Raw genomic sequence first — 18,630 nt, forward strand, 5'->3', positions numbered from 1 at the left:
GGTCTTGCTGCTACTGTTCCTATTAATGCTAAATCGGTTAATGGTTGGGTAGGGATAACGACAACGGGCCCGGCAAATAATCAGATTTTTGTCGCGTCATCAGCGTCAGGGATTTATGAGCATTTGATTCAGTCGGCCCAGATAACAACATTAAACGCATCTCTACCTGAAATCCCCATCATTACCCCGCAGGCGGTTTATTATAAGGCGGCCTCAAACGGTACGGTGTCTCTATTCGTTATTGATATAAACGGGTACACGTTCTAAGAGAGGAAATGCTATGTATGTTCAATTTGCAGACGCTACTGAGGCAGTCATTATTAGTTATTTCTGCTGCCAGCAAGATCCAATTTATTATTCGTTCTTGGGAGAAGTTGAGGTGGATGACCCCCGCTACATAGTGTTTTATGAAAAGATGCCGGACTATGTTCAAGTGAGTTTACCTACGCCTATCTATCCATAACTGATATGGCAGGGATGCCAGTATAATAAATACAATACCGGGCTTAATGGCCCGGTCTATTCATCTACTTTATTAACTGACAGTTCACGCCTGAAACCAATCATCTGCACTTTCCCACGTCTCCTTCAAAATCTCCTGAATCACTTCTTTGTCATCAGGCATCCCACCTAGAACGGTTAATCCATCCGCGCCCGCAAATCTTACTTTCACGTCAAAATCGCTAAATTTCCGACTGAGGCGATTTGTTAACTCTTCTGTCAGAGCATTAGTGTAGCCAACCGGAAAGCTCTTCGCATTCAGCTTATCTATCGTCACTTCGACACGCAGCATAAATCCCCCTCAATTAAATATCGATAACTAGCCACTGATCTGCTTCATCAAACATTTCCTCAACCAGTCGGCTGAGGATGGCCTTATCACCTTTGCTGGCGTCGGTATTGATGCCATTCGCTTGCATGGGCTTAACCTTGACCTCAGCTTTAGGGAAGACACGGCGCACACGCTTGGTTAGTTCAGCCAGGATCAGCTCGTTGGCACCCGGAATCTCTTTCACGTTTCGCTTATCGTAAACCAGTTCAACTTTCATGATTTCACACCTCATTAAGTAACTGTGTTTTTATACAGTAAAGTGGTGGTGATTATCAATAGGGATTCATAATAGCGGGCTACCGTCTGACATAACCCGCTGATTATAAAGATCATAAAAAAGTTAATATATTATGAATATCATATCTAACTCATTGTTTTAACTTAAAACCAATGGCAATTTAAAATCCCTCGGCTTATGGCTGTGCGGGTTCAAGTCCCGCCCCGGGCACCATGGAAACAAATCTAAGTAAAACAAAGTAGTATGAGTATGTCGTTAACCGCCGTGAGGCGGTTTTTTTGTGCCTGAAATTTGGCAAGTGGCAGCAAAATGGCAGCAGGGTGGCAGCACCAGTTTTTTGATGCCATGAAAAATCCCGCCGAAAGCAGGATTAAGGTAGGGCAGATAAATATATTTTCGGTAGTCAGAACATAACCACCTGACCACCGTTTTGTGGGTGGGGTTGAACTGGGTTAATTTCACCTGGTTTTGATATTGAACGCATAAAACTTTCCATCGTCACAAAGGTATGGCCGCAATTCACATTGATGCACTGGTGATAGCGTTCTTTGGTTTCGGTGGTGATTTGGCTACTACTGCGGGTATGGGCTGCACTGTGGCATAAAGGGCAATTGAACATGATCCGGACTCCGGCATCATCCCGACTATGGTCGGTGTTAATGATAATTATGCGTGATTATTGATTAAAAATCATCATTCCATATCCAAATCATCTATTTTCACCTCTAATTCCAGCGCGGTAGTAAAGCCGGTGTCACTCACTGAATGGGTAACAGTGACTAGCGTCCAATCGGCCTCGTCAATCTGCTTTTTGAATCCGGTCACTTTAACCGGCACTTCTGGATAAAGATCGGCGCGACCCTTGGCAAGTTGGATGGAGAATTTCGCCGCGCCACGTTGCAGCCGTTCCCAATTCGATTTAGCCGCCCGTTGTGCGTTGTTTTTACTGGCGTAAGTGGTGCGCAAGGTCAGCACGTTTTCATCCGTGCCAATCAGATATTCACCTTGTTTCTCTTCTGGCTCTTTGGGCTTCGTGGCGGCGGTTGTTTTTCTTTTTCGTTTGCGCTTTACCTTAACCACCGGTTTTTCCGTGGTGCGGGTATTAAGCCAGTTCGCCACTACGCCGGTATATGCGCCTCGGTCAGCCATACTAAATTGATGGCCGTCACCCAAACTGCGGATAACGGTCATGACTGGTATCGGTTTACCGCTGGCAGTTTTCGATTGGCCTTGTTTAATAAATAACAAATTGCCATTCTTCACGGCGGCAATAGCGCCATATTGTTTCGCCAAGCGGGTAATTAAATTACCGTCTGATTCGTTGGTTTGGTCTATATGGTCAACCGTTAAATCAGACATGGCTTTATTTAAAGTTGGCGTGAGTTTATTGCGCTCGGCAATTATTTTAATGATCCCACCAATGGTGGTTTTATGGTAAGACTGATCACGGCGAACATTCAGCGTTTCACGAAAATCCGCACTGCGGGCGCGAATAGTCAGCTTATCCGGTGCGCCACTGTGCTCTATTTCATCCACGGTGAAAGTACCTTTATCAATCAGCGCTGCCCCTTGCCAGCCTAACGCTACGGCTATTTTTGCCCCTCGGCGTGGTAGCACTAATTGACCGTCTGAATCATCTAACTCAATATCAAGCTGATCCGCTTCAAAGCCACGATTATCGGTTAGGGTTAATGACATTAGGCGCTTTTTAATGCCGCTGCTTTTATCGATGCCATCCACGGTAATAGAATAATCCGGCGCGTTATGGCCGCTATTTAGCAGGCTATCCATCATGTTCATGATAATAATCCGCTGGCAGTGTCAGATATTTGAGAGGCAATATCATCAAATTGCTGAGATAAATCACCAAACATTTCTTTTAATGATTCATCGGTACGTTTCAGCGTGAGGGTAAATTCAATTTTCCGCGCCGACCCGTCACTAAAAAAAATACTTTTAGTACGGCTAAGATTCTCAATCACAAACATGCCGTGGATCGCGCCGTTCCCCTCAATCAGTGACCAGGCTTTGCCGGTTTCTGCCATCAGTTGTAACGCCATCAGTGAGACTTTACCGCCAGTCAATTCAGGGTATAACACACCGGATAAGGTAATTGATTCCTCGTCTGGCCCTAAAAACTGACTGACAGGCCGCAAGCCAAAGCGGGCATTGGACGGGTGACGCCATGCCATTTGATGCTGAAAATCTTGATAGGGGACGGTTTGCAACATAAAGACAAACATCCCTAATGCCATCATCATGTTATAGCTCCTTAGTCGTCATGGTCTTGATAGCTGCGGTTTGATTTGTTTTGTACCTGGCGGTTATAGGCCGCAAGTTGTCGCGCCACCTCGCGGGCAATATCCTGTGCATCATGCTGTGGTAGCGGGTAGATATTGATGATTGGCGCGGGATGGCCGCCAGTTTGTTTTTGCTGACCATTGTTAGTTGGCCCGGTGTGGTGATTGCGGTACTGCGCAGCCGGTAAACTATAGGGATGCAGCGGTGCGGCGGCGGCCTGATAGCCGCTAAATAGCATGGAGGCGGCAACTGCCATAGCGGCAGTATTCCGGCGGCCGGTGACCTGCGCCGGGCCGTTAATGATTTCCGGGCCATGCTCACCCACCACGCCAAATTTACCTAATGGGATGTAACCGCCGTTATCATATTCGCCGGTATATTTCGCGGCGATATCAGCGGCGCTATTGCCCTTGGGGGCTGGCTTCCATGTGATGCCGTAATTACCTGCGGCGGCAGCTACCGCCGGATTTGCTTGTGCCAGTTCGCGGGTTTTCTCGGAGCGCTGTTTCACTTCATCCAGCTTTTCCAATACCCACTTAATGGATGAAATTAATAACTTAAGCGGTGTCATTGCTAAATCAATGCCATCAGCCAGGAACTTACCAAAGGCTTTACCGGCATCGGCGGCGCTGTTCAGGTCGGCAGTGGTCGATTGCACCGGCTCTAATAACTTTTTAAACCAGTTCCAGACGCTTTTAACCGCATCACCAATCCAGTCAAATACCGGCCCCAGCGGTTTAAGTGCCTCTTTGATTGGCGCGGCAGCTTGCATAAAACCATCCACCACACCACCGAGAAATGCCTTAATTGGCTGCCAATACTTGTAAATCAGCAAGCCAGCGCCAACGATGGCCGCACCAATGAGGCCAATCGGGCTGATTAATATCCCGAACAAGCCACCGAGGGCAAAGCGCAGGAATTTAAGCGGGGATTTAGCCAGCCAGCTAACGGCATTGCCCAATATTTTAAAACCGCTGATACCGGATTTAACCGGTGAACGCACCACATTAACCAGACCATTACCCAGCCCTTTAAGGGTGGCAATTGCCGACTGACCGCCATTTTTAGACAGGGTGAGCAGTGAGCGACTAAAGTTGCCGATCTGTGTGGTGGTTATCGGGGTAGTGCTTGCCAGTCTGGACATACCAAACGACAAGCGCGGCAGCAAGCGAATGCCTAATACTGAGGTAGTAAAGCGCAGTAGTGCGAACGGCCCCAAAATACCGACAACGGCAATCGCCAGTGCGCCAAATGCGGCGGTCGCAATAGCGATAGCGGTACCCACTTGCACAATGCCAAGACTGATTTTTGGGTGAGCCTTGAGGAACTCAGCCACACCATGCATAAATTCAGTAATACTTTTGGCTGTAGACCTGAGCCATGCGTCATTTTTTTCAAATAATTCAACGCTGACGTTTTCCAAGGCTGCGTGAATAATTGTCATGTCGCCTTTCAGGTTGTCCAGCTTGGTAGCAGCCACGCGAGCCGCCTCGCCGTCATACTCACCTGGCTGCCCGCGCATCTTATCGAGCGAGCCATTACCGGCAGCGTGCATCAACACACCAAAGCCGGTGACAGCATATTGCCCGGCTATGTCCTTAAAGATAGCCCCGCGCTCAACGTTACCCATCTTGGCGGTTTTCTCATTGATATCTTTGAGAATATCCACCAGATCGCGCATGTTGCCGTTTTTATCGGCGGTCTTAACGCCTAAATCTTTAACGGTACTAGAGCCACCAATGCGGCTTAAGATGCTGCGCATGGTGGTACCAGCCTGGCTCCCCTGAATACCGGCGCTACCCAGCATGGCGGTGGAAGCGGCGACCGTTTCCAGACTCTGCCCGTATTCCCGGCCAACACCGCCGGAATACTTCATAGACTCACCCAGCATCGGGATATCCACGTTATTACGGGTAAACAGAGCGGTGAGCACGTCGGCCACCCGATCCATTTTCTCCGCCGGTATACCCATCGCGGTTTGAATATTGGAAGCAATATCCGCCGTAGTACCGAGATCAATATCGCCTGCGGCCGCCAGATTCAGCATACCCGGCATCGCCCCAACCACTTGTTTAGGGGTGTAGCCGGTACGACCAAGATAATATTGACCCTCGGCGACTTGCAGATCGGTAAATTTAGAAGAGAGAGGCAAGGTGCGCGCCTGATGGCGCATAGCTTGCATTTCAGGCGAGTTTTTATCTTGAATGCGGGTTACTGCCTGAGTGCCGCTCATCATGGCGTCAAATTCATAACCGACATGCAAGGCGTTCTCAATCCCGCGCCCCATCGCGCGACCAGTGGATAGCGAGGTGTAACCCAATCCGGCGGCAATGGCTTTGCGCTGATTGCTGCTATCAAAGCGGTTACGGGCGGCACTGAGGCGCTGTTGCTGTTGGGCTTGCTGTTCTAACCTGCGCTGCTGTGCGGTCAGTGCGGCGGTGGTGCTGGTGATATTAGCCTTAAGGGATCGTTGAGCCTGACCTAATCGGTTAGTGGCAATGCCGCTGCTTTGTAATGCGGTGCGTTGGGTATGTAACGCAATACGTAAATCATTGTATTTTTGCTTAAGCCTGGCGGCTTCTTCACTGGCGCGCTTAAACTCTCTAGCCTGTTTAGCTGTGGGGGAGGCACTGTTTTTTAACTCGGTGGCAAGCTGGCGTGCTTTATCGCGGGCGGCGGCCAGCGCCTGAGCGGCACCATTGACCGCCACTTTATTCTTGCGAAAGCCCTCAATTTTAGCCGCCTGGCTATTGAGTTGTTTAAGTTCTTCTTTGGAGTTTTTAATAGATGCGGCCAGCATCTTATTGCTGGCCAACATAGATTTAAATGGCTTGGTGACTTTATCTATGGCACTTAAAGAAACCTGTAAGCGGAGGTTCTTATCACTCATCACTGCCCCCGTTGCGGATAATGGCTTTATGTCGCCATTCTAAAAGTTCGCCGACCGTCATCGGATCGGTGGCTGACGGCGGCCAATGGAAGGTGACCGCAATATCAGCCACCAAATCATCAACGGTTAAGCACTCAGGTAGTCGGACTTGACCGAGTTCGGCAAGAAAAAAATCGCCAGCGCCTGAGACAGCGCATAGATATCAGCCGGATCAAGATTGCTAATTTCTGGCACGGTCAGATTCGGGGTAGTGATGCGTGGCAACACACGGATCAAGGCGTCAACATCAGTATCTAATAGCGCTTGCAACTTAGCCCCGCGCAGTGCTCCGGCGTTGGGCTTGTTAACGGTCACTTCGGTGATGGTGGTATTGCCCCGAACAATAGGCACATCCAGAGTGATTACGTTAAATTTGTCTTGCTCCGGCGCAGTGGTATCAATCCCTGTTGCGGCCTCGGTGACTGCTTTGTCTACTTTCATGATGACTTTCCAAATAAAAATAAAGATAAGAAATGAAATAAGGTGCGAAATAATCCACGCGACGATATTCGCCATGTTACAGACCGATATTGCGGCGGTGGGCTTCCAACATGTCTACGCCATTAACGATTTCAACCATATTCACAATATCGACCTCGATCAGCACTTCGCCGTCCCACGTCAATTTGTAGTAGGTGTTTTTGGTGGAAATCTTGGTGGTGGTGTTATCACCTTGCTTGCTGTCACCGCCGTCAATTTCCTCATGGCGGCCACGCATTACGATCTCTACCGCGTGGGTTTCGCCGGTATCGTCGCGCTGATAGGAGCCTGCAAAACGCAGCAATACACCGTCAACCTTGGTTACACCCCATTGCTTATAAATCTCGGACTCAATGCCACCGAGTGTCCAGTCGACATCTAACGCACCATCAGCCAGCCCCAAATCGACCTTGGCGCTGCCATTCATGCCGCCACCGCGAAACTCTTCAAATTTGCGGTTGAGTTTTGGCAAGGTGATCGATTCAACCACCCCTTGATAGCTGTTCCCGTCATTGAATACATTCAGGAACTTAAGTTTGCGTGGTAAGGCCATAATTAAGCTCCTTAGCTGTTAACGGCGGCGGCGAAATTAGCCAGATAGCGATCAGTAATGCGCTGGCGCAGGGTTAAATCTTCCAGTGGTGGCACTGGCGTATAGTCGTAATCGATAAACAGGCGGCCCGCTTTCAGGGTGTCTTTATCGTTCACGCTGTCGTCATACCAGCAATCGCCATCGATCAAATAGCCCAATGATTTCAATTCGCGCATTTTGGCGCGAATGCCCTCAATGATGTCTTTTGCCAGTGACGGCGTAAGCGGCTTATCGTTAGCCCACATATGCGCCTCGGCCATGGTGTCAGCCAATACCTGTGCGGTGCGGGTGTAATTTTCAAAGGCAAATAGCGGATCATCAGAGCAGGAGCGGGAACCCCAGAAGCGATAGCCGTCTTTGCGGATCAGCGTGGTGACGTCTTTACTGTTAAGTAAATTGGCATCGGTGGCGCTGTTTTGCAGATCCCAAAACACATCTGCGCTAATACCGGTGACGCCATTCACCCCAACGTTAGACAGTGTTTTATGCCAACCAACATCATTATCAATCTTGGCACGCAATCCGAGGGCGCGTGCAGTCGCAAAGGCGGTAGCCTCAGCATTAGTGACCGTATCCCAACTGAGAAAATCCGGCCAAATCACCATGGCCTCTCGCTGGCTGAAATTATCGCGGTAGATAATGGCCTCTTCTTTGGTTTTACAACCATAAGCGCTGATGTAGGCAAAGGCGCGTAAATCTTGAGCGATAGAAAGCAGTTCAGTGGCTACCGCTTTAGTGTCATGACCGGGTACACCTAAGATGCGGGGTTTAACGTCAAACTTGCCCTGTGCGGCTAACAGCGCTTTCATGCCGGTGTAGCGGCCATCTGGCGTGGATCCACCAATGATGTTTGACGTGGTTTCGGCTTCGGTTTCGCCTTGAGCGACACGAACAACGATAGTGACGGGTTTGGTTTGGTCGCCGATAGCATCCAATGAGTGGGCTAATGTGCCGGTTTCACCGGCCTTGCCACTGGCGGCTAACACATCGGTGAGTAATACCGGGGTATTTAATGGAAATACGGTGGCGTCAGCATCATCGGAGGTACAGACCATCCCGACCACCGCCGTACTGACAGTGCGGATCGGGCGAGTGCCTTCGCTAATTTCAATGACGCGCACACCATGGTGGTAATCGGTTGCAGACATGCGTTTTCTCCGGTTAAGCGTTCATTCGCTATGATGCCGGATTGTCACGCGCGGGGCAGTTAGTGGGGATTGTGTGAGAGGTGGCACAAGAAAAGGGCGGCTACTACCGCGATAGTAGCAGCAACCACTGCATGATATTAAGGATAGACTGGCGGCACCATTCCTATTTTTCCCATTTCTGGGATTGACTCATAAAAACTGATATAGCGGGGATCGTTTACTTCAACCTCCCCGAGAAATTCATAATAAATTGGATCTTGTTGGCAGTAGAAACAACCAATAATCACTGATTCAGCCGCATCTGCAAATTGAACATGCATATTATTTCCTCTCTTAGAACGTGTACCCGTTTATATCAATAACAAATAGAGACACCGCACCGTTTGAGGCCGCCTTATAATAAAACGCCTGTGGGGTGATGAGGGGGATTTCTGGTAGAGGCGTATTTAATGTTGTTATCGGAGCCGACTGGATCAAATGCTCATAAATCCCTGTCGCTGATGATGCGACAAAAATCTGATTGTTTGCCGGGCCTGTTGTCGTTATTCCTACCCAACCATTAACCGATTTAGCATTAACAGGAACAATAGCAGCAAGACCGATGGCAATATAATTTGCAGGCAAACTATTTGATGTTGTTGCCGGTACAACTGGCGTAATTATTCTTCTATCCGCCTGGTACCCAATAACAAACTGACTATTCGCTGTTCTCCATACGCTAACCAATGCCGAGGCTGTATATCCTGGCGGCATAATACCGTACAAAACCTCCGGAGCTAACACAGGTGTTGTATTAACAGCCAGCAATGCAGACGCCTGAGTGGATGGGTTGTAAATCGCATACAGCGCGACAAATCCAGTAACCGGCACCGAGCCGGTATCCATACCGCCAGCGCCAGTGGTCGCCAGGTTAATCGTTTTGTTGAAGCCAGTTAGCTTGTACTGAAACCCACCTAACGCCGTTTGCACGATTAATTCATCTGCCGTGAAAGTGGCTGTAGATGAAGCCGCCGTAACGCTCATTTTTGCATTGCGTGAAGTACCAATGACGCCAGTCAGTTGTGCCATCTGTAAATATTGCTGATGGGGGTTGTCTGCTTTGCCGTGGTCATCCAGTGCCTTGGTTGTCGCCTCGGAAACCGTCTTGACGGCCTTTGGTGTAGCGGCCAGCACTTCGCTATCGCTGGTTGTGGCGCTGCTTAATTTCACAAAGCCTTTTTCGGTTTTGCTGGCGTCCGGGTGGTTACGTGATTTCTCATGTTCAACCAGTAAATTATCGGCGTATTGCTTAACCTCAATTGCTTTGTCATCGGCGTACTTACGCGTTGCCAGCACCACCGATGGATCGATTTTTAATGTGACCGCTTCAGTACTGCTCACAATCAGCACCATGCGCACGGTTTGCGTGCGGCCACTGCCCTCCTGCAATTGCGGTTTATAGGTTTCCGGGCAGTTGGCAATGGCGATTAATACGCCGTCTTTATCAAACAGACCCACTTCACGTATCCACCAACCGCCATCCGTTTCCGGAATAACCTGTTCCGCGATAATCTGGCTACTGTTGGCCGCATCAATACTTAATGAATTCAATGCGGCGCGGCGTTTTTCACTGATAAGCTGCGTTTGTGCCGGGCTAGGTGTGGGCAACGCGCCGCCACCGTCACCCACTGCCATCTGCGTAATTTGTAATTGGGTACCGAGAGCGGCCGCATTTGCCAGCTTGGCCGCCCCCAAATTGGTCAGTAGCGCAAAATATTTCACTGTCATGGGTTCACTCTCATATCATCAATCAGATGCACAACACCGCCAGTGTAATTCTGGCCGGTGACGGTAATGGTTTCGGGTAGGTAGGGGTAAATGGTCATTTCGTCACCGTCATAACTGGCGGCGCTGATGGGGATGATTCCATTTACATCCAAATTAATTGACAGGCCGATCAGATGGCGGCTACATGGCTTGGCATCTTCAATCAGGCGTTCTAATTCCTGATACATTTCTTCGGTAATACCGGTTTCCAGCACACCTACATCCAGGCGAAACGTGCCGGGTGCCTCGTTGGTTTTCCACCACTCAATCACACGGATCAGATAACCGAGCGGCTCCACTACGCGGCGGATCGCGCCAATGGTGCCTTTGCGTTTATGCACGACGTAAGAGGCTTTGACGACGGCGCGCTTTGTCGCTTCCGGCCAATTCTCATCCCAGCGATCCACTGACCAGGCCCACGCCAGATATGGCAATAATTCCAGTGGGCAGGTGTCAGCATTCCATAGCTGGCGTAATGGCACCTCAATATCCGCCATGCGCGCACAGGCTTGCGCGGCGGCAATTTCCAGTGGTGTAGAGCCAACGGGTAACAGGCGTTTATTCATCAGAGCCGCCCACCGTCAAGGTATAGCCGGTACAATAAGCGGCCTGCGTCCTATCCAGTACCACATCAACCATCGGCGCGGCCAGTTCGACCCGTTGCACACCCTCAACATGCAGTGCGGCATAAATAGCGGAAAGGCGAATATCGCGCCCTAATCGGCGCTGAGTGCTGATATAGGTTTGCAATTGGGCTTCTGATGCTGCGCGGATAGGCTCGGCTTCCGGCCCTGGGTAAAAATAGAGCGTGGCGTCAATCTGGTATTCCACGATATCAGCGGCGTTAACCGTCAATCGGTCGGCAACTGGCCGCACATTCTCATCATTCAGTGCGGCAAAGACTTTATTCAATAAATCCTGTGGTGCCGTACCGTTTCCCTCACGGGATAGCACGGTGACGGTAACGCAAGCGGGGGACGGGCTGATTGCGGAGGCGTCAGCGATGCGGCCGTCAGCACTACGTGCATGGTATTCATACGCGCCGGTTGGCCCCGCCACACTCAACCCCTCAAAGGCTTGCGGGATACGTACCCGGAAATCGTCGTCAGACTCCATCACGGCGGCAGTGGGCGGGATGGCATCTGGATTGGCTGGCGTGATGGTTAATCGCTCAATACCATTATTCGCGCCGAGGTGATCTAAATCGCTACCCATCGCATGAGCCACCATCACCGCCTGCGCCCCCTCATTGACACGCTGGCGCAACAGCAATTCACGGTAGGTACTTTCCTGCAACAGTTTCACGATGGGTTCCGACTCAAATGATAATGTTAGGCGCACCGCGTCTTGTTGGTCAGCTGGATATAAGGCGATAAATGCCTCTTTGCGTAAGGTAAACAGGCTTTCAAAATCCAGTGATTCAATCACCAGCGGGGCCGGTAACTGGCTTAAGTCGATAGTCGGCATTATTGGCCCCCTAGCGGCACGGTCAGACTTAACCGGTTATTGCTGTCTGTGCGGCTGCCGGTTAAATCCACGATCATTTTGCCGTCAATCTGCGTGCTAATACTGATGGCGTTTAGGGTAACGCGCGGTTCCCAGCGCATCACCGCACCATAGACAGCGGCCATCATTTTTAGCCGTAAGGCGGGATTCTGAGGCTGGTCGATTAAGGTTGATAATAGCGAGCCATAATCACGGCGCATTACCCGCGTGCCTTGTGGCGTAGTCAGAATGTCGCTGATTGACTGGCGAATATGGTCAATATCGCCGATGGCTAAACCGCTATAGCAATCCATGCCGATATATTGATAAGTTGTCATTTAATCCCCGCCGTATAATCCCCGCCGCGCTGCACTGCCCCGTGGTCATGCTCATCGACAACCACACCATTAGATGAAAACTTACCGCCACTATGCTCAATATTCCCGCTCATTTTGCCGCCTTGTTTAACTTCTAAGGTGGAGGTAGTCAGATGTTTGGTGCACTCCACAATAGGGGTATCCAGCGTGATTTTTATTGAGGCGGTATTGGTAATATTGGGGGCGGTGGCATTGATTGATTCACTGGCATTGATTGCCGCAGTCTTTATTCCGGTTACCGCTAAATGACTGGTTTCCGGTTCGTACTCAAAACGCGCACCATCAGGAAAGGTGATCACGATGGCATCAGCCGATTGTGACGGGGCTGGATTGGCATCCGAAAAGATGGCGGGCAGCACAAAGCCGGTGGTGAGTTCACCGCCGATACTGAGCACCATGACTTGCTCACCCACGGAGGGGGCAGACCAAAAACACACCCGACCGGCGCGCAGGGTTAACCAATTGAGCCAATCGGTTTCAAGGTTGCCGATTTTGACTCGGCATAATCCGCTAGCAAGATCGACGTCTGAGACGATGCCAATGCGGATAATGTTAGCCAAGAGGCGCTTGAGGCCAGCAATAAGGATATTCATTCGGTCAGTTTGCCGCCTACGGGCGCGCGGGGCATGTGATGGTTTTTGTGTGAGGGATGGCACAAGGGAAAGGGATCGCAGACCATGGAGCATCGTCACATCTATCTGTACTGCAGCTTATTTTTATTTCGTTTAACCAAGGCGGCCAACACAGATAACAATGACTATTTAGCGATATGCTCTAACGCTAAATCGCCTATCCATTCGATATCACTGTCAGTAAAGCCGAGTAATTGGCGGCGCTCGTATTTCACTGTTGGCCCGTTCTTTGTGACTTTATCCCGCAAGCCGTAGTGGTGCACCCTGGCCAAATTATTGACCGTACCGCTAAAGGTGACGGCGGCCTCATCGGCGCTGGATTCGGCCTTGATAAAACGGGCGGTGCGCAGTTTGGTAAACATCTTACGCTTGATGCGGCCTTGTTTATCACGGCGCTTTTTCTTGCGGGCCACAAATGGAGATCCGTCAGGATTTTGTTGTGCCTGAATGTGCTTTTGTTGACGCTGGCGCAGTTCTTTAGAGACTTGACGCATAAATGCGCCGCGCGCCTGTGGGGATAATTGCGCTAGCAAGATTGATAATGTTTGGTCTAATTCGTGCAGGTCACTCACTCGGCCCACTCCGCGACGGTTTTACCGTCAACGTTCACTTTGTAACTGTTGACAAAATATTCCGGTGGCACTGGCTCATCCAAATGAGTCACGGTTAACACCCCGTCTTGTTCTTTAACGATAGTTCGCTCGGTGAGCTTGAGATCAATACTGATATCTCGCAGCTTATTATCCAAATAATCCACCTCAAAGGTGAAACCATCTGGCCGTTTATCTGGGTTTGCCATGATATCCGGCTGGTTTGTGCGCAACCAATGCAGGATAGGGACAATGATCAAATCCAAATTATCGGCATAATCCGTAATCACCAGATTTAAGGTGTACTGATATTCAAAGGATAATGACGGGGCCAGTGTGGCAATAATGGCCCCGTTGTCGATAAACAAATGCAAGCAATCGGGGTTTTTCTTGATGTACGGCACGGCTTTCATGATATTGGCGCGCAAGGAGTCAGGCTTTAGCATCGGAAGCGGCCTCTTGCTGGCAAATGAGAACAGTATCAATCTGCGCGGCACAAGCGTGCAAAGCCGCTTCTAATTGGTCGATATCGTCGTTTAAATCACCGTTAGTTTGTGGGCTAGCCGCCGGAAACAGGCAGGGCGTGACTGTCGGACAGCCATTGACGGTAATCTTCGGCCCCGGTGAGGGCGGGCCGTCGGCGCAACCGGATAATATCATCAGGCAGGGGAGTGTCAGCCCAATGGCGTAGCGTTTCATTTTCACGGTATAACCTCTTAAGCTGGTTGCTGCGTTGCGCCAGCAACTGATCCGCATTAGCAACCTGTTGGCGTAACCGCGCCTGTGCCTGATTGTTGGCATTGGCGGTCAGTGCCAGGGCGATAAGCTGGCCGTTTTTACTGGCTGTTTCGGCTGCTTGCATATCAATCACCACCTGGCGGGCCTCCGATAAACGGTAGGTTTGTACACTACCGGCAACCAATAAGACGGCGGCGACTGTCCAGGCGAGTGGGGCTGTATTGATAATTGACATGGATTAGCCCGGATATTGACGAGCGGGCAATTGAAAATGCGGGCCGTCTTTAAAGGTTGTCCAATTGCCGCCCCATTCCACGGCGATCCCCAACTCGGCGGCGGCCTGTTTCATGGCGTCAGCCATGGGGTAAAAATACCTCCATTCCCAACTGATCTTACCGTCCGGTAACGGCACGATATCGACCGCATGGCCGGTTAAATGGCGGCTGTTTAGGGTCTGGCTGGCACCGGCTTTGACTAGGTCACGCTGGCGCTCTATTGTGCGGCGGCCCTCAATCACTTTAAAATCAATGGGGGTGAGTTCTAGGGCGCGGCGCACGACTTTGACCAAATCAGGATGCACGCCGATCAGATTGCTCTCGCTGGCCTTACCGAAAATGAATTTATTGTTTTGCATCCGTGGTTCCCGCCTTTTTGTTGATGACTTTGAATACCAGTTCACGAATGGCTTGTAAGCCAATCAGCCCGATTAGGCAGCTAATAAAGATTTCTACTTTCCCAGCGGCGACTTCGGTTAATGCACCATTCAGCCAGGGAATAGCATCAATAAGTCGGATCAGCATGGGGGAAATGACCGGGCCTATATTGACGCCGACCAGCCCACACACCACGCCCTCGCCGATGCCTTCACGTAACTTGCCACCGCCCCATACCACACGACGAAACGCCACAATAAAGGCGACAAAAAAGCCATTTATCATGGTGGAATGGGCGGAATAAAAGGCCAGTGCCGCACCTATCCAACTTGGATCTTTTTCTGGCATCTTCATGTCCGTTACCCCCTTGTGGGGAATTATGCAATTAGTCCCAAAGTTGCAGGGTTTGCGTGGTGGTTGCGGTGCTCACTTCGGGCATTTCCACCGGATAACCGTGCGGTAAAAACGGCCCGATATCGGATAGCCCCGGATTAGCCGCCAACACTTTTTCTGTCACACCCTCAGTGCGGCCGTAGTAGCGCCAGCACATCGCGTCAACAGTGTCGTACTGCTGCGCCAGAATGCGCACTAAATCAGCTCCACTGTCATACGGCTGATAGCCTGAATATCGTTAATCGCCCAGGCAGCATCACGGCGTAAATTGTCAATGGTCGGCTCCAGTGAATCGGCCCGCTTCCCTCCCGCGCCAGTGGTATCAAAACCGCGAAAACGATCAGTCAAACGGGCCTGCATCAGGCAAAACACCGCGCTGCGGTACAACTGAATGCGGGTGCTTTCATCGTTCAGCTTTTCCGCTGGCACATCAGCCGCCGAGAGATAACCTTGTTTTTGCTGGGTTAAGCGCCAGACCATCAGCCGGTTATTCACTTCATTGATGGCAAACAGCGCCGCTTCCATAACCCGTGGCTGGGTAATGGTGCCGTCTTGCCGCGACTCTTCGCGGTACTGCTTTAAGTCGATATCCGGCCAGAAACCGTCATTTTTAATAACAATATCTTCGGCTGGCTCCACCGGTGCTGGCGTATCTGGCGTCTGATTGGTGTTAATAACGATATCCATGCTGAGACTCTCAAAATAAGCGGGCGGTGGACGGTGGCCTTGTTAGGGTAAAAAATATCCTGACTTGGCTACCGTGCCGCCCTCGCCGGGGCGTAGGGTTATGAGACTGCTTTAATCAGCTTCTCAAGATTCTTGATATCGGTTTTTACACCGCTGTTATCATCCAGTTGCAGCGCCGTTTTCAAATTTGCCAGCGCAAGAACGTTGTCGCCGCCCTGACGCAGGGCATAACCGACAAACTTATGCAGACGGGCGCAAACCATATCCGGCATATCCTGACCGGTGAGAATTTGCTGGGTACGCAATAGCTGCGGGGTATCTAGCGGCTTTTGGTCGGTCAAGGTGCGCTGTGCAATGGCGGCGACTTCCTCGGCAATCAGACATGCGGTGGTGCGCTTAAAGCTGTCTGGCGTGACCAAATCATGCTTAATGGCGTACTCCGCAATATCTAAACCGCGAGTGATGTCGCCGACATCCAGATGCCAAATCAGCATGCGCATCAGAATGTCATCCTGCTCACCGCTCCCTTTCGCCAGCACCCCCGCCACCCACGGCTGATAAGTCGGTAACATGCCTTGTTTGACCTCGGCCTTGCGGGCTATCGACTCAATACGGCCCAATTGGGCCATATCCTGTTGCAGCTTGAACAACAACAGTTCGTAGTTGCTGGCGTGGCTCAGTGTGGCCGCCTCGCTCAGTGAATCCGATTGTTGAGCCGCCACAAATAACCGGTGACGGCGAACGGGGTTGCTCATAATGGATTAACCTTCTGCTGGGACGGAGAAATCACCGAATTCAATGTTTTCAATGAATGCCACGCAGCCAAAATCCTCAACCACATAGGCTTCATTGACCGACTCATAGTTTTCAATGCGATCCCGCTTTGGATTGTCGATGATTGAACGGCGGCGGGTGCCGTCTTGCCAGTAGATAGACAAGTTATCCAAGCGAGTGATCAAGATGGCATTCGCCGGGAAAGACGGTGCGCGCACGGCGGGCTGACCGCCAACACGTTTCTGGCTGATAATTAAATCGGCCGCCAATGCTTCGGTGTTCGGCTGTTCTTTATTGACGATCGGAAAGTATTTATCTGCCAGTAACTGACGGCCCACAATGGCGACCAGTTCGGTATCCTCTTGGAACCACGGTTGGATCATCTCATCAGTGGCCGCCATCACCAGCGCATCCAGATTATGGAAGTCGCCGCCTTTGCCGATGCGGATTTTCGGCGAGATAACAGCACCCTGCTCATCAACCACTTTATCCATCACCTGGCTGGGTGCATTGTCTCGAATACTTTGCAGCCAACCGATATTGACGTCTTGCAAGAGCATATTGACGGTGTGATCAGAGGTTTTCGCGCGATGCGTACCGTTAAAACCGATCATGATGCGATCAAGCGCCTGACGCTTCACAATGGCATCACGAATACGGGTCTGGAAATCGGGAAACTTAGACCACATGTCTAACTTCTGATAAGGCAATGCGGTGTCAAAGTTGGTTTGGGTGCAATTGTAGCGAGTGCCATCTAAGCCGCTCGGATCAGAGGCTTCACGTTCTTTCAGGCTGGTATCGGTGGTACTGGCAATCGGGCGTTCGATACCCAAACCGACCTTTTCACCCTCTTTCTCATCCACCGGGTACATGTTAATTTTTAACAGAAAAGCGCTGCTTTCCTGCTGTTTTGTTTCCAGTTTTTGCGCAATGGATGGCTCAACGGTAAATTTCGCGCTGATATCCTCTTTGCTGTCCAAATTATTCAATCGGGCAACTTGCTGTAAAAACTGGTTGTACTGAAATCGGGTCGTTTTTTTCATGTGAAATTAAATCCTTAACGTAGCAAGCGGGCTGACTTAGCAATCCGTCAGAATGGCGCTGTCATTGCCGGTTGATGGTTCGCGCTGGGAGAAACTGCGATCTGTATTGCTGAGCGTGGTTTTTAACGTGGCAAGCTCTTGATTTGTCGCATCGCTGGCCGCTTTGAGGTCGGTAAATTTCTGTTCCAAGGCGGTAAGGGCGCTAAATTTCCCCTCAACTTGCTGCGCAACCAACTCAACCGCCTGATGCACATCGTTGAACTGCGCATCATCACCGGTCTGTTTTTTGGTGAACATGGTTTTGATAGTGGTTAGCAGGTTGGTTTTGGGTTCCTGCTCGGCTTCAAATTCCAGATTAATTTCGGTGGCTTCGGTAAAAATGGCGTCCGACTGGCTTTTGCGTGATGCCAGCGGGCTATGCTCGCTCTGCGCGCAGAATGTCAGCATTTCAGCGCCTAATGAGGCGGGAACATCGGTAAAACCGATGCCGGTCAAATAGGCTTTGCCGGTATCAGCAAACTTCTCAATATATTCAATGCTGGAATAAACCTTTTGCCGCGCCTGACGCAGTTTTACCAGATCGTCGGTGGCATCGACCTGAACAAGCAGCGCTAATTTACCTTTCAGTGGCCCGTCTGCGATTTCCTCATACTTGGCCGCCGTGATATCGCCATAAGCGCGGAACTGGCTATCAGGCAACACACTCTTGATGTGTTCCAGATTGGCGCGCGAACCACGAAATGCCGGGTTGTAGCTTTCAGCCATTTCAATAATGTGTGCGCGTGGCACATGGCGGCCATCACTGGTTGCCCCCTCAACGACGGCACGGAAAAACTTGGATATTGGCATGTGATTGATCCCGGTCTGATTCGATAGTAGTGACCTATGTTGGCGACCAGCGACCAACGGAACAATCAGGCGCTCTTGTGCTA

At 50.6% G+C, this 18,630-nt stretch carries 27 protein-coding genes and 1 pseudogene; 1 reads left to right on the forward strand and 27 read right to left on the reverse strand.

Features of this window, described 5'->3' with window-relative positions; genetic code table 11:
- Positions 1-267 (forward strand): annotated as a pseudogene (locus DJ58_RS23710) (phage tail protein); the annotation flags it as partial.
- A gap of 280 nt (positions 268-547) precedes the next feature.
- On the opposite strand, the gene DJ58_RS21335 reads toward DJ58_RS23710, so the two are convergent.
- From DJ58_RS21335 to DJ58_RS21230, 27 genes are all read right to left on the reverse strand, one after another.
- Positions 548-793: a DinI-like family protein gene (locus DJ58_RS21335; protein ID WP_004712480.1), complete on the reverse strand. Its 246-nt coding sequence runs from the start codon at positions 791-793 to the stop codon at positions 548-550.
- A 13-nt stretch (positions 794-806) separates the two neighbouring features.
- Positions 807-1,049: a DinI-like family protein gene (locus DJ58_RS21330; RefSeq protein ID WP_004712479.1), complete on the reverse strand. Its 243-nt coding sequence runs from the start codon at positions 1,047-1,049 to the stop codon at positions 807-809.
- A gap of 424 nt (positions 1,050-1,473) precedes the next feature.
- On the reverse strand, positions 1,474-1,689 hold the full coding sequence (locus DJ58_RS21325; protein ID WP_004706384.1) for an ogr/Delta-like zinc finger family protein: 216 nt from the start codon (positions 1,687-1,689) through the stop codon (positions 1,474-1,476).
- A 74-nt stretch (positions 1,690-1,763) separates the two neighbouring features.
- A complete protein-coding gene (locus DJ58_RS21320; RefSeq protein WP_032910084.1) occupies positions 1,764-2,870 on the reverse strand; it encodes a phage late control D family protein in 1,107 nt (368 codons plus the stop codon).
- Positions 2,867-3,331, reverse strand: a complete 465-nt coding sequence (locus tag DJ58_RS21315) for a phage tail protein (RefSeq protein WP_004706386.1) — start codon at positions 3,329-3,331, stop codon at positions 2,867-2,869. Before DJ58_RS21315 ends, DJ58_RS21320 begins: the two co-directional genes overlap by 4 nt.
- Positions 3,332-3,342: 11 nt before the next feature.
- Positions 3,343-6,261 carry a phage tail tape measure protein gene (locus DJ58_RS21310; RefSeq protein WP_032910086.1) on the reverse strand — a complete coding sequence of 973 codons (2,919 nt, stop codon included), beginning with the start codon at positions 6,259-6,261 and terminating at the stop codon, positions 3,343-3,345.
- Positions 6,254-6,373, reverse strand: a complete 120-nt coding sequence (locus tag DJ58_RS0121350) for a GpE family phage tail protein (protein ID WP_004706388.1) — start codon at positions 6,371-6,373, stop codon at positions 6,254-6,256. Before DJ58_RS0121350 ends, DJ58_RS21310 begins: the two co-directional genes overlap by 8 nt.
- 14 nt (positions 6,374-6,387) lie before the next feature.
- Positions 6,388-6,741: a phage tail assembly protein gene (locus DJ58_RS0121355; RefSeq protein WP_226977631.1), complete on the reverse strand. Its 354-nt coding sequence runs from the start codon at positions 6,739-6,741 to the stop codon at positions 6,388-6,390.
- A 76-nt stretch (positions 6,742-6,817) separates the two neighbouring features.
- Positions 6,818-7,333 (reverse strand): phage major tail tube protein, encoded by a 516-nt coding sequence (locus tag DJ58_RS21305; RefSeq protein ID WP_004706390.1) that lies wholly within the window; start codon positions 7,331-7,333, stop codon positions 6,818-6,820.
- Between the two features lie 11 nt (positions 7,334-7,344).
- Positions 7,345-8,520 (reverse strand): phage tail sheath protein, encoded by a 1,176-nt coding sequence (locus DJ58_RS21300; protein ID WP_004706391.1) that lies wholly within the window; start codon positions 8,518-8,520, stop codon positions 7,345-7,347.
- 137 nt (positions 8,521-8,657) lie between these two features.
- Complete coding sequence (locus DJ58_RS21295) at positions 8,658-8,840, reverse strand: hypothetical protein (RefSeq protein ID WP_004706392.1); 183 nt, start codon at positions 8,838-8,840, stop codon at positions 8,658-8,660.
- A 13-nt stretch (positions 8,841-8,853) separates the two neighbouring features.
- Complete coding sequence (locus DJ58_RS22110) at positions 8,854-10,287, reverse strand: phage tail protein (protein WP_050413870.1); 1,434 nt, start codon at positions 10,285-10,287, stop codon at positions 8,854-8,856.
- A complete protein-coding gene (locus tag DJ58_RS21290) occupies positions 10,284-10,892 on the reverse strand; it encodes a phage tail protein I (RefSeq protein WP_032910088.1) in 609 nt (202 codons plus the stop codon). Before DJ58_RS21290 ends, DJ58_RS22110 begins: the two co-directional genes overlap by 4 nt.
- Positions 10,885-11,793, reverse strand: coding sequence for a baseplate assembly protein (locus DJ58_RS21285; RefSeq protein WP_004706395.1), 909 nt, complete (start codon positions 11,791-11,793; stop codon positions 10,885-10,887). Before DJ58_RS21285 ends, DJ58_RS21290 begins: the two co-directional genes overlap by 8 nt.
- The gene (locus DJ58_RS21280) at positions 11,793-12,149 is read right to left on the reverse strand and encodes a GPW/gp25 family protein (RefSeq protein WP_032910089.1); all 357 of its coding nucleotides are present in this window, start codon (positions 12,147-12,149) and stop codon (positions 11,793-11,795) included. The genes DJ58_RS21285 and DJ58_RS21280 overlap by 1 nt, the downstream gene beginning before the upstream one ends.
- Positions 12,146-12,781 (reverse strand): phage baseplate assembly protein V, encoded by a 636-nt coding sequence (locus tag DJ58_RS21275; protein WP_004706396.1) that lies wholly within the window; start codon positions 12,779-12,781, stop codon positions 12,146-12,148. The genes DJ58_RS21280 and DJ58_RS21275 overlap by 4 nt, the downstream gene beginning before the upstream one ends.
- A gap of 164 nt (positions 12,782-12,945) precedes the next feature.
- Positions 12,946-13,392: a phage virion morphogenesis protein gene (locus tag DJ58_RS21270; protein WP_032910090.1), complete on the reverse strand. Its 447-nt coding sequence runs from the start codon at positions 13,390-13,392 to the stop codon at positions 12,946-12,948.
- Positions 13,389-13,856 carry a phage tail protein gene (locus DJ58_RS21265; RefSeq protein WP_004706398.1) on the reverse strand — a complete coding sequence of 156 codons (468 nt, stop codon included), beginning with the start codon at positions 13,854-13,856 and terminating at the stop codon, positions 13,389-13,391. The genes DJ58_RS21270 and DJ58_RS21265 overlap by 4 nt, the downstream gene beginning before the upstream one ends.
- Positions 13,843-14,070: an Rz1-like lysis system protein LysC gene (lysC, locus tag DJ58_RS23760; protein WP_080544578.1), complete on the reverse strand. Its 228-nt coding sequence runs from the start codon at positions 14,068-14,070 to the stop codon at positions 13,843-13,845. The genes DJ58_RS21265 and lysC overlap by 14 nt, the downstream gene beginning before the upstream one ends.
- Positions 13,970-14,383, reverse strand: a complete 414-nt coding sequence (lysB, locus tag DJ58_RS21260) for an Rz-like lysis system protein LysB (protein ID WP_004706399.1) — start codon at positions 14,381-14,383, stop codon at positions 13,970-13,972. Before lysB ends, lysC begins: the two co-directional genes overlap by 101 nt.
- A 3-nt stretch (positions 14,384-14,386) precedes the next feature.
- Entirely contained in the window at positions 14,387-14,782 is a 396-nt protein-coding gene (locus DJ58_RS21255; protein WP_032910091.1) for a M15 family metallopeptidase, read from the reverse strand.
- A complete protein-coding gene (locus DJ58_RS22280; RefSeq protein WP_071985006.1) occupies positions 14,769-15,155 on the reverse strand; it encodes a phage holin family protein in 387 nt (128 codons plus the stop codon). Before DJ58_RS22280 ends, DJ58_RS21255 begins: the two co-directional genes overlap by 14 nt.
- Before the next feature lie 31 nt (positions 15,156-15,186).
- Positions 15,187-15,390 carry a tail protein X gene (locus DJ58_RS21250; protein ID WP_032910092.1) on the reverse strand — a complete coding sequence of 68 codons (204 nt, stop codon included), beginning with the start codon at positions 15,388-15,390 and terminating at the stop codon, positions 15,187-15,189.
- On the reverse strand, positions 15,390-15,881 hold the full coding sequence (locus tag DJ58_RS21245) for a head completion/stabilization protein (protein ID WP_004706402.1): 492 nt from the start codon (positions 15,879-15,881) through the stop codon (positions 15,390-15,392). The genes DJ58_RS21250 and DJ58_RS21245 overlap by 1 nt, the downstream gene beginning before the upstream one ends.
- A 98-nt stretch (positions 15,882-15,979) precedes the next feature.
- Positions 15,980-16,636, reverse strand: a complete 657-nt coding sequence (gpM, locus tag DJ58_RS21240) for a phage terminase small subunit (protein WP_004706403.1) — start codon at positions 16,634-16,636, stop codon at positions 15,980-15,982.
- Positions 16,637-16,642: 6 nt separating this feature from the next.
- Positions 16,643-17,698 carry a phage major capsid protein, P2 family gene (locus DJ58_RS21235; protein WP_032913164.1) on the reverse strand — a complete coding sequence of 352 codons (1,056 nt, stop codon included), beginning with the start codon at positions 17,696-17,698 and terminating at the stop codon, positions 16,643-16,645.
- Between the two features lie 36 nt (positions 17,699-17,734).
- On the reverse strand, positions 17,735-18,547 hold the full coding sequence (locus tag DJ58_RS21230; RefSeq protein WP_032910093.1) for a GPO family capsid scaffolding protein: 813 nt from the start codon (positions 18,545-18,547) through the stop codon (positions 17,735-17,737).
- Positions 18,548-18,630: the final 83 nt, after the last annotated feature.

The organism is Yersinia frederiksenii ATCC 33641 (genome assembly GCF_000754805.1).
Lineage (GTDB): Bacteria > Pseudomonadota > Gammaproteobacteria > Enterobacterales > Enterobacteriaceae > Yersinia > Yersinia frederiksenii.

What these genes read in the sequence shown, in the direction of transcription:
- DJ58_RS21335 (WP_004712480.1), bottom strand. Translation starts at nt 793, where the DNA reads ATGCTGCGTGTCGAAGTGACGATAGATAAGCTGAATGCGAAGAGCTTT.
- DJ58_RS21330 (WP_004712479.1), bottom strand. Translation starts at nt 1,049, where the DNA reads ATGAAAGTTGAACTGGTTTACGATAAGCGAAACGTGAAAGAGATTCCG.
- DJ58_RS21325 (WP_004706384.1), bottom strand. Translation starts at nt 1,689, where the DNA reads ATGTTCAATTGCCCTTTATGCCACAGTGCAGCCCATACCCGCAGTAGT.
- DJ58_RS21320 (WP_032910084.1), bottom strand. Translation starts at nt 2,870, where the DNA reads ATGAACATGATGGATAGCCTGCTAAATAGCGGCCATAACGCGCCGGAT.
- DJ58_RS21315 (WP_004706386.1), bottom strand. Translation starts at nt 3,331, where the DNA reads ATGATGATGGCATTAGGGATGTTTGTCTTTATGTTGCAAACCGTCCCC.
- DJ58_RS21310 (WP_032910086.1), bottom strand. Translation starts at nt 6,261, where the DNA reads ATGAGTGATAAGAACCTCCGCTTACAGGTTTCTTTAAGTGCCATAGAT.
- DJ58_RS0121355 (WP_226977631.1), bottom strand. Translation starts at nt 6,741, where the DNA reads ATGAAAGTAGACAAAGCAGTCACCGAGGCCGCAACAGGGATTGATACC.
- DJ58_RS21305 (WP_004706390.1), bottom strand. Translation starts at nt 7,333, where the DNA reads ATGGCCTTACCACGCAAACTTAAGTTCCTGAATGTATTCAATGACGGG.
- DJ58_RS21300 (WP_004706391.1), bottom strand. Translation starts at nt 8,520, where the DNA reads ATGTCTGCAACCGATTACCACCATGGTGTGCGCGTCATTGAAATTAGC.
- DJ58_RS21295 (WP_004706392.1), bottom strand. Translation starts at nt 8,840, where the DNA reads ATGCATGTTCAATTTGCAGATGCGGCTGAATCAGTGATTATTGGTTGT.
- DJ58_RS22110 (WP_050413870.1), bottom strand. Translation starts at nt 10,287, where the DNA reads ATGACAGTGAAATATTTTGCGCTACTGACCAATTTGGGGGCGGCCAAG.
- DJ58_RS21290 (WP_032910088.1), bottom strand. Translation starts at nt 10,892, where the DNA reads ATGAATAAACGCCTGTTACCCGTTGGCTCTACACCACTGGAAATTGCC.
- DJ58_RS21285 (WP_004706395.1), bottom strand. Translation starts at nt 11,793, where the DNA reads ATGCCGACTATCGACTTAAGCCAGTTACCGGCCCCGCTGGTGATTGAA.
- DJ58_RS21280 (WP_032910089.1), bottom strand. Translation starts at nt 12,149, where the DNA reads ATGACAACTTATCAATATATCGGCATGGATTGCTATAGCGGTTTAGCC.
- DJ58_RS21275 (WP_004706396.1), bottom strand. Translation starts at nt 12,781, where the DNA reads ATGAATATCCTTATTGCTGGCCTCAAGCGCCTCTTGGCTAACATTATC.
- DJ58_RS21265 (WP_004706398.1), bottom strand. Translation starts at nt 13,856, where the DNA reads ATGCTAAAGCCTGACTCCTTGCGCGCCAATATCATGAAAGCCGTGCCG.
- lysC (WP_080544578.1), bottom strand. Translation starts at nt 14,070, where the DNA reads ATGATATTATCCGGTTGCGCCGACGGCCCGCCCTCACCGGGGCCGAAG.
- lysB (WP_004706399.1), bottom strand. Translation starts at nt 14,383, where the DNA reads ATGTCAATTATCAATACAGCCCCACTCGCCTGGACAGTCGCCGCCGTC.
- DJ58_RS21255 (WP_032910091.1), bottom strand. Translation starts at nt 14,782, where the DNA reads ATGCAAAACAATAAATTCATTTTCGGTAAGGCCAGCGAGAGCAATCTG.
- DJ58_RS22280 (WP_071985006.1), bottom strand. Translation starts at nt 15,155, where the DNA reads ATGAAGATGCCAGAAAAAGATCCAAGTTGGATAGGTGCGGCACTGGCC.
- DJ58_RS21245 (WP_004706402.1), bottom strand. Translation starts at nt 15,881, where the DNA reads ATGGATATCGTTATTAACACCAATCAGACGCCAGATACGCCAGCACCG.
- gpM (WP_004706403.1), bottom strand. Translation starts at nt 16,636, where the DNA reads ATGAGCAACCCCGTTCGCCGTCACCGGTTATTTGTGGCGGCTCAACAA.
- DJ58_RS21235 (WP_032913164.1), bottom strand. Translation starts at nt 17,698, where the DNA reads ATGAAAAAAACGACCCGATTTCAGTACAACCAGTTTTTACAGCAAGTT.
- DJ58_RS21230 (WP_032910093.1), bottom strand. Translation starts at nt 18,547, where the DNA reads ATGCCAATATCCAAGTTTTTCCGTGCCGTCGTTGAGGGGGCAACCAGT.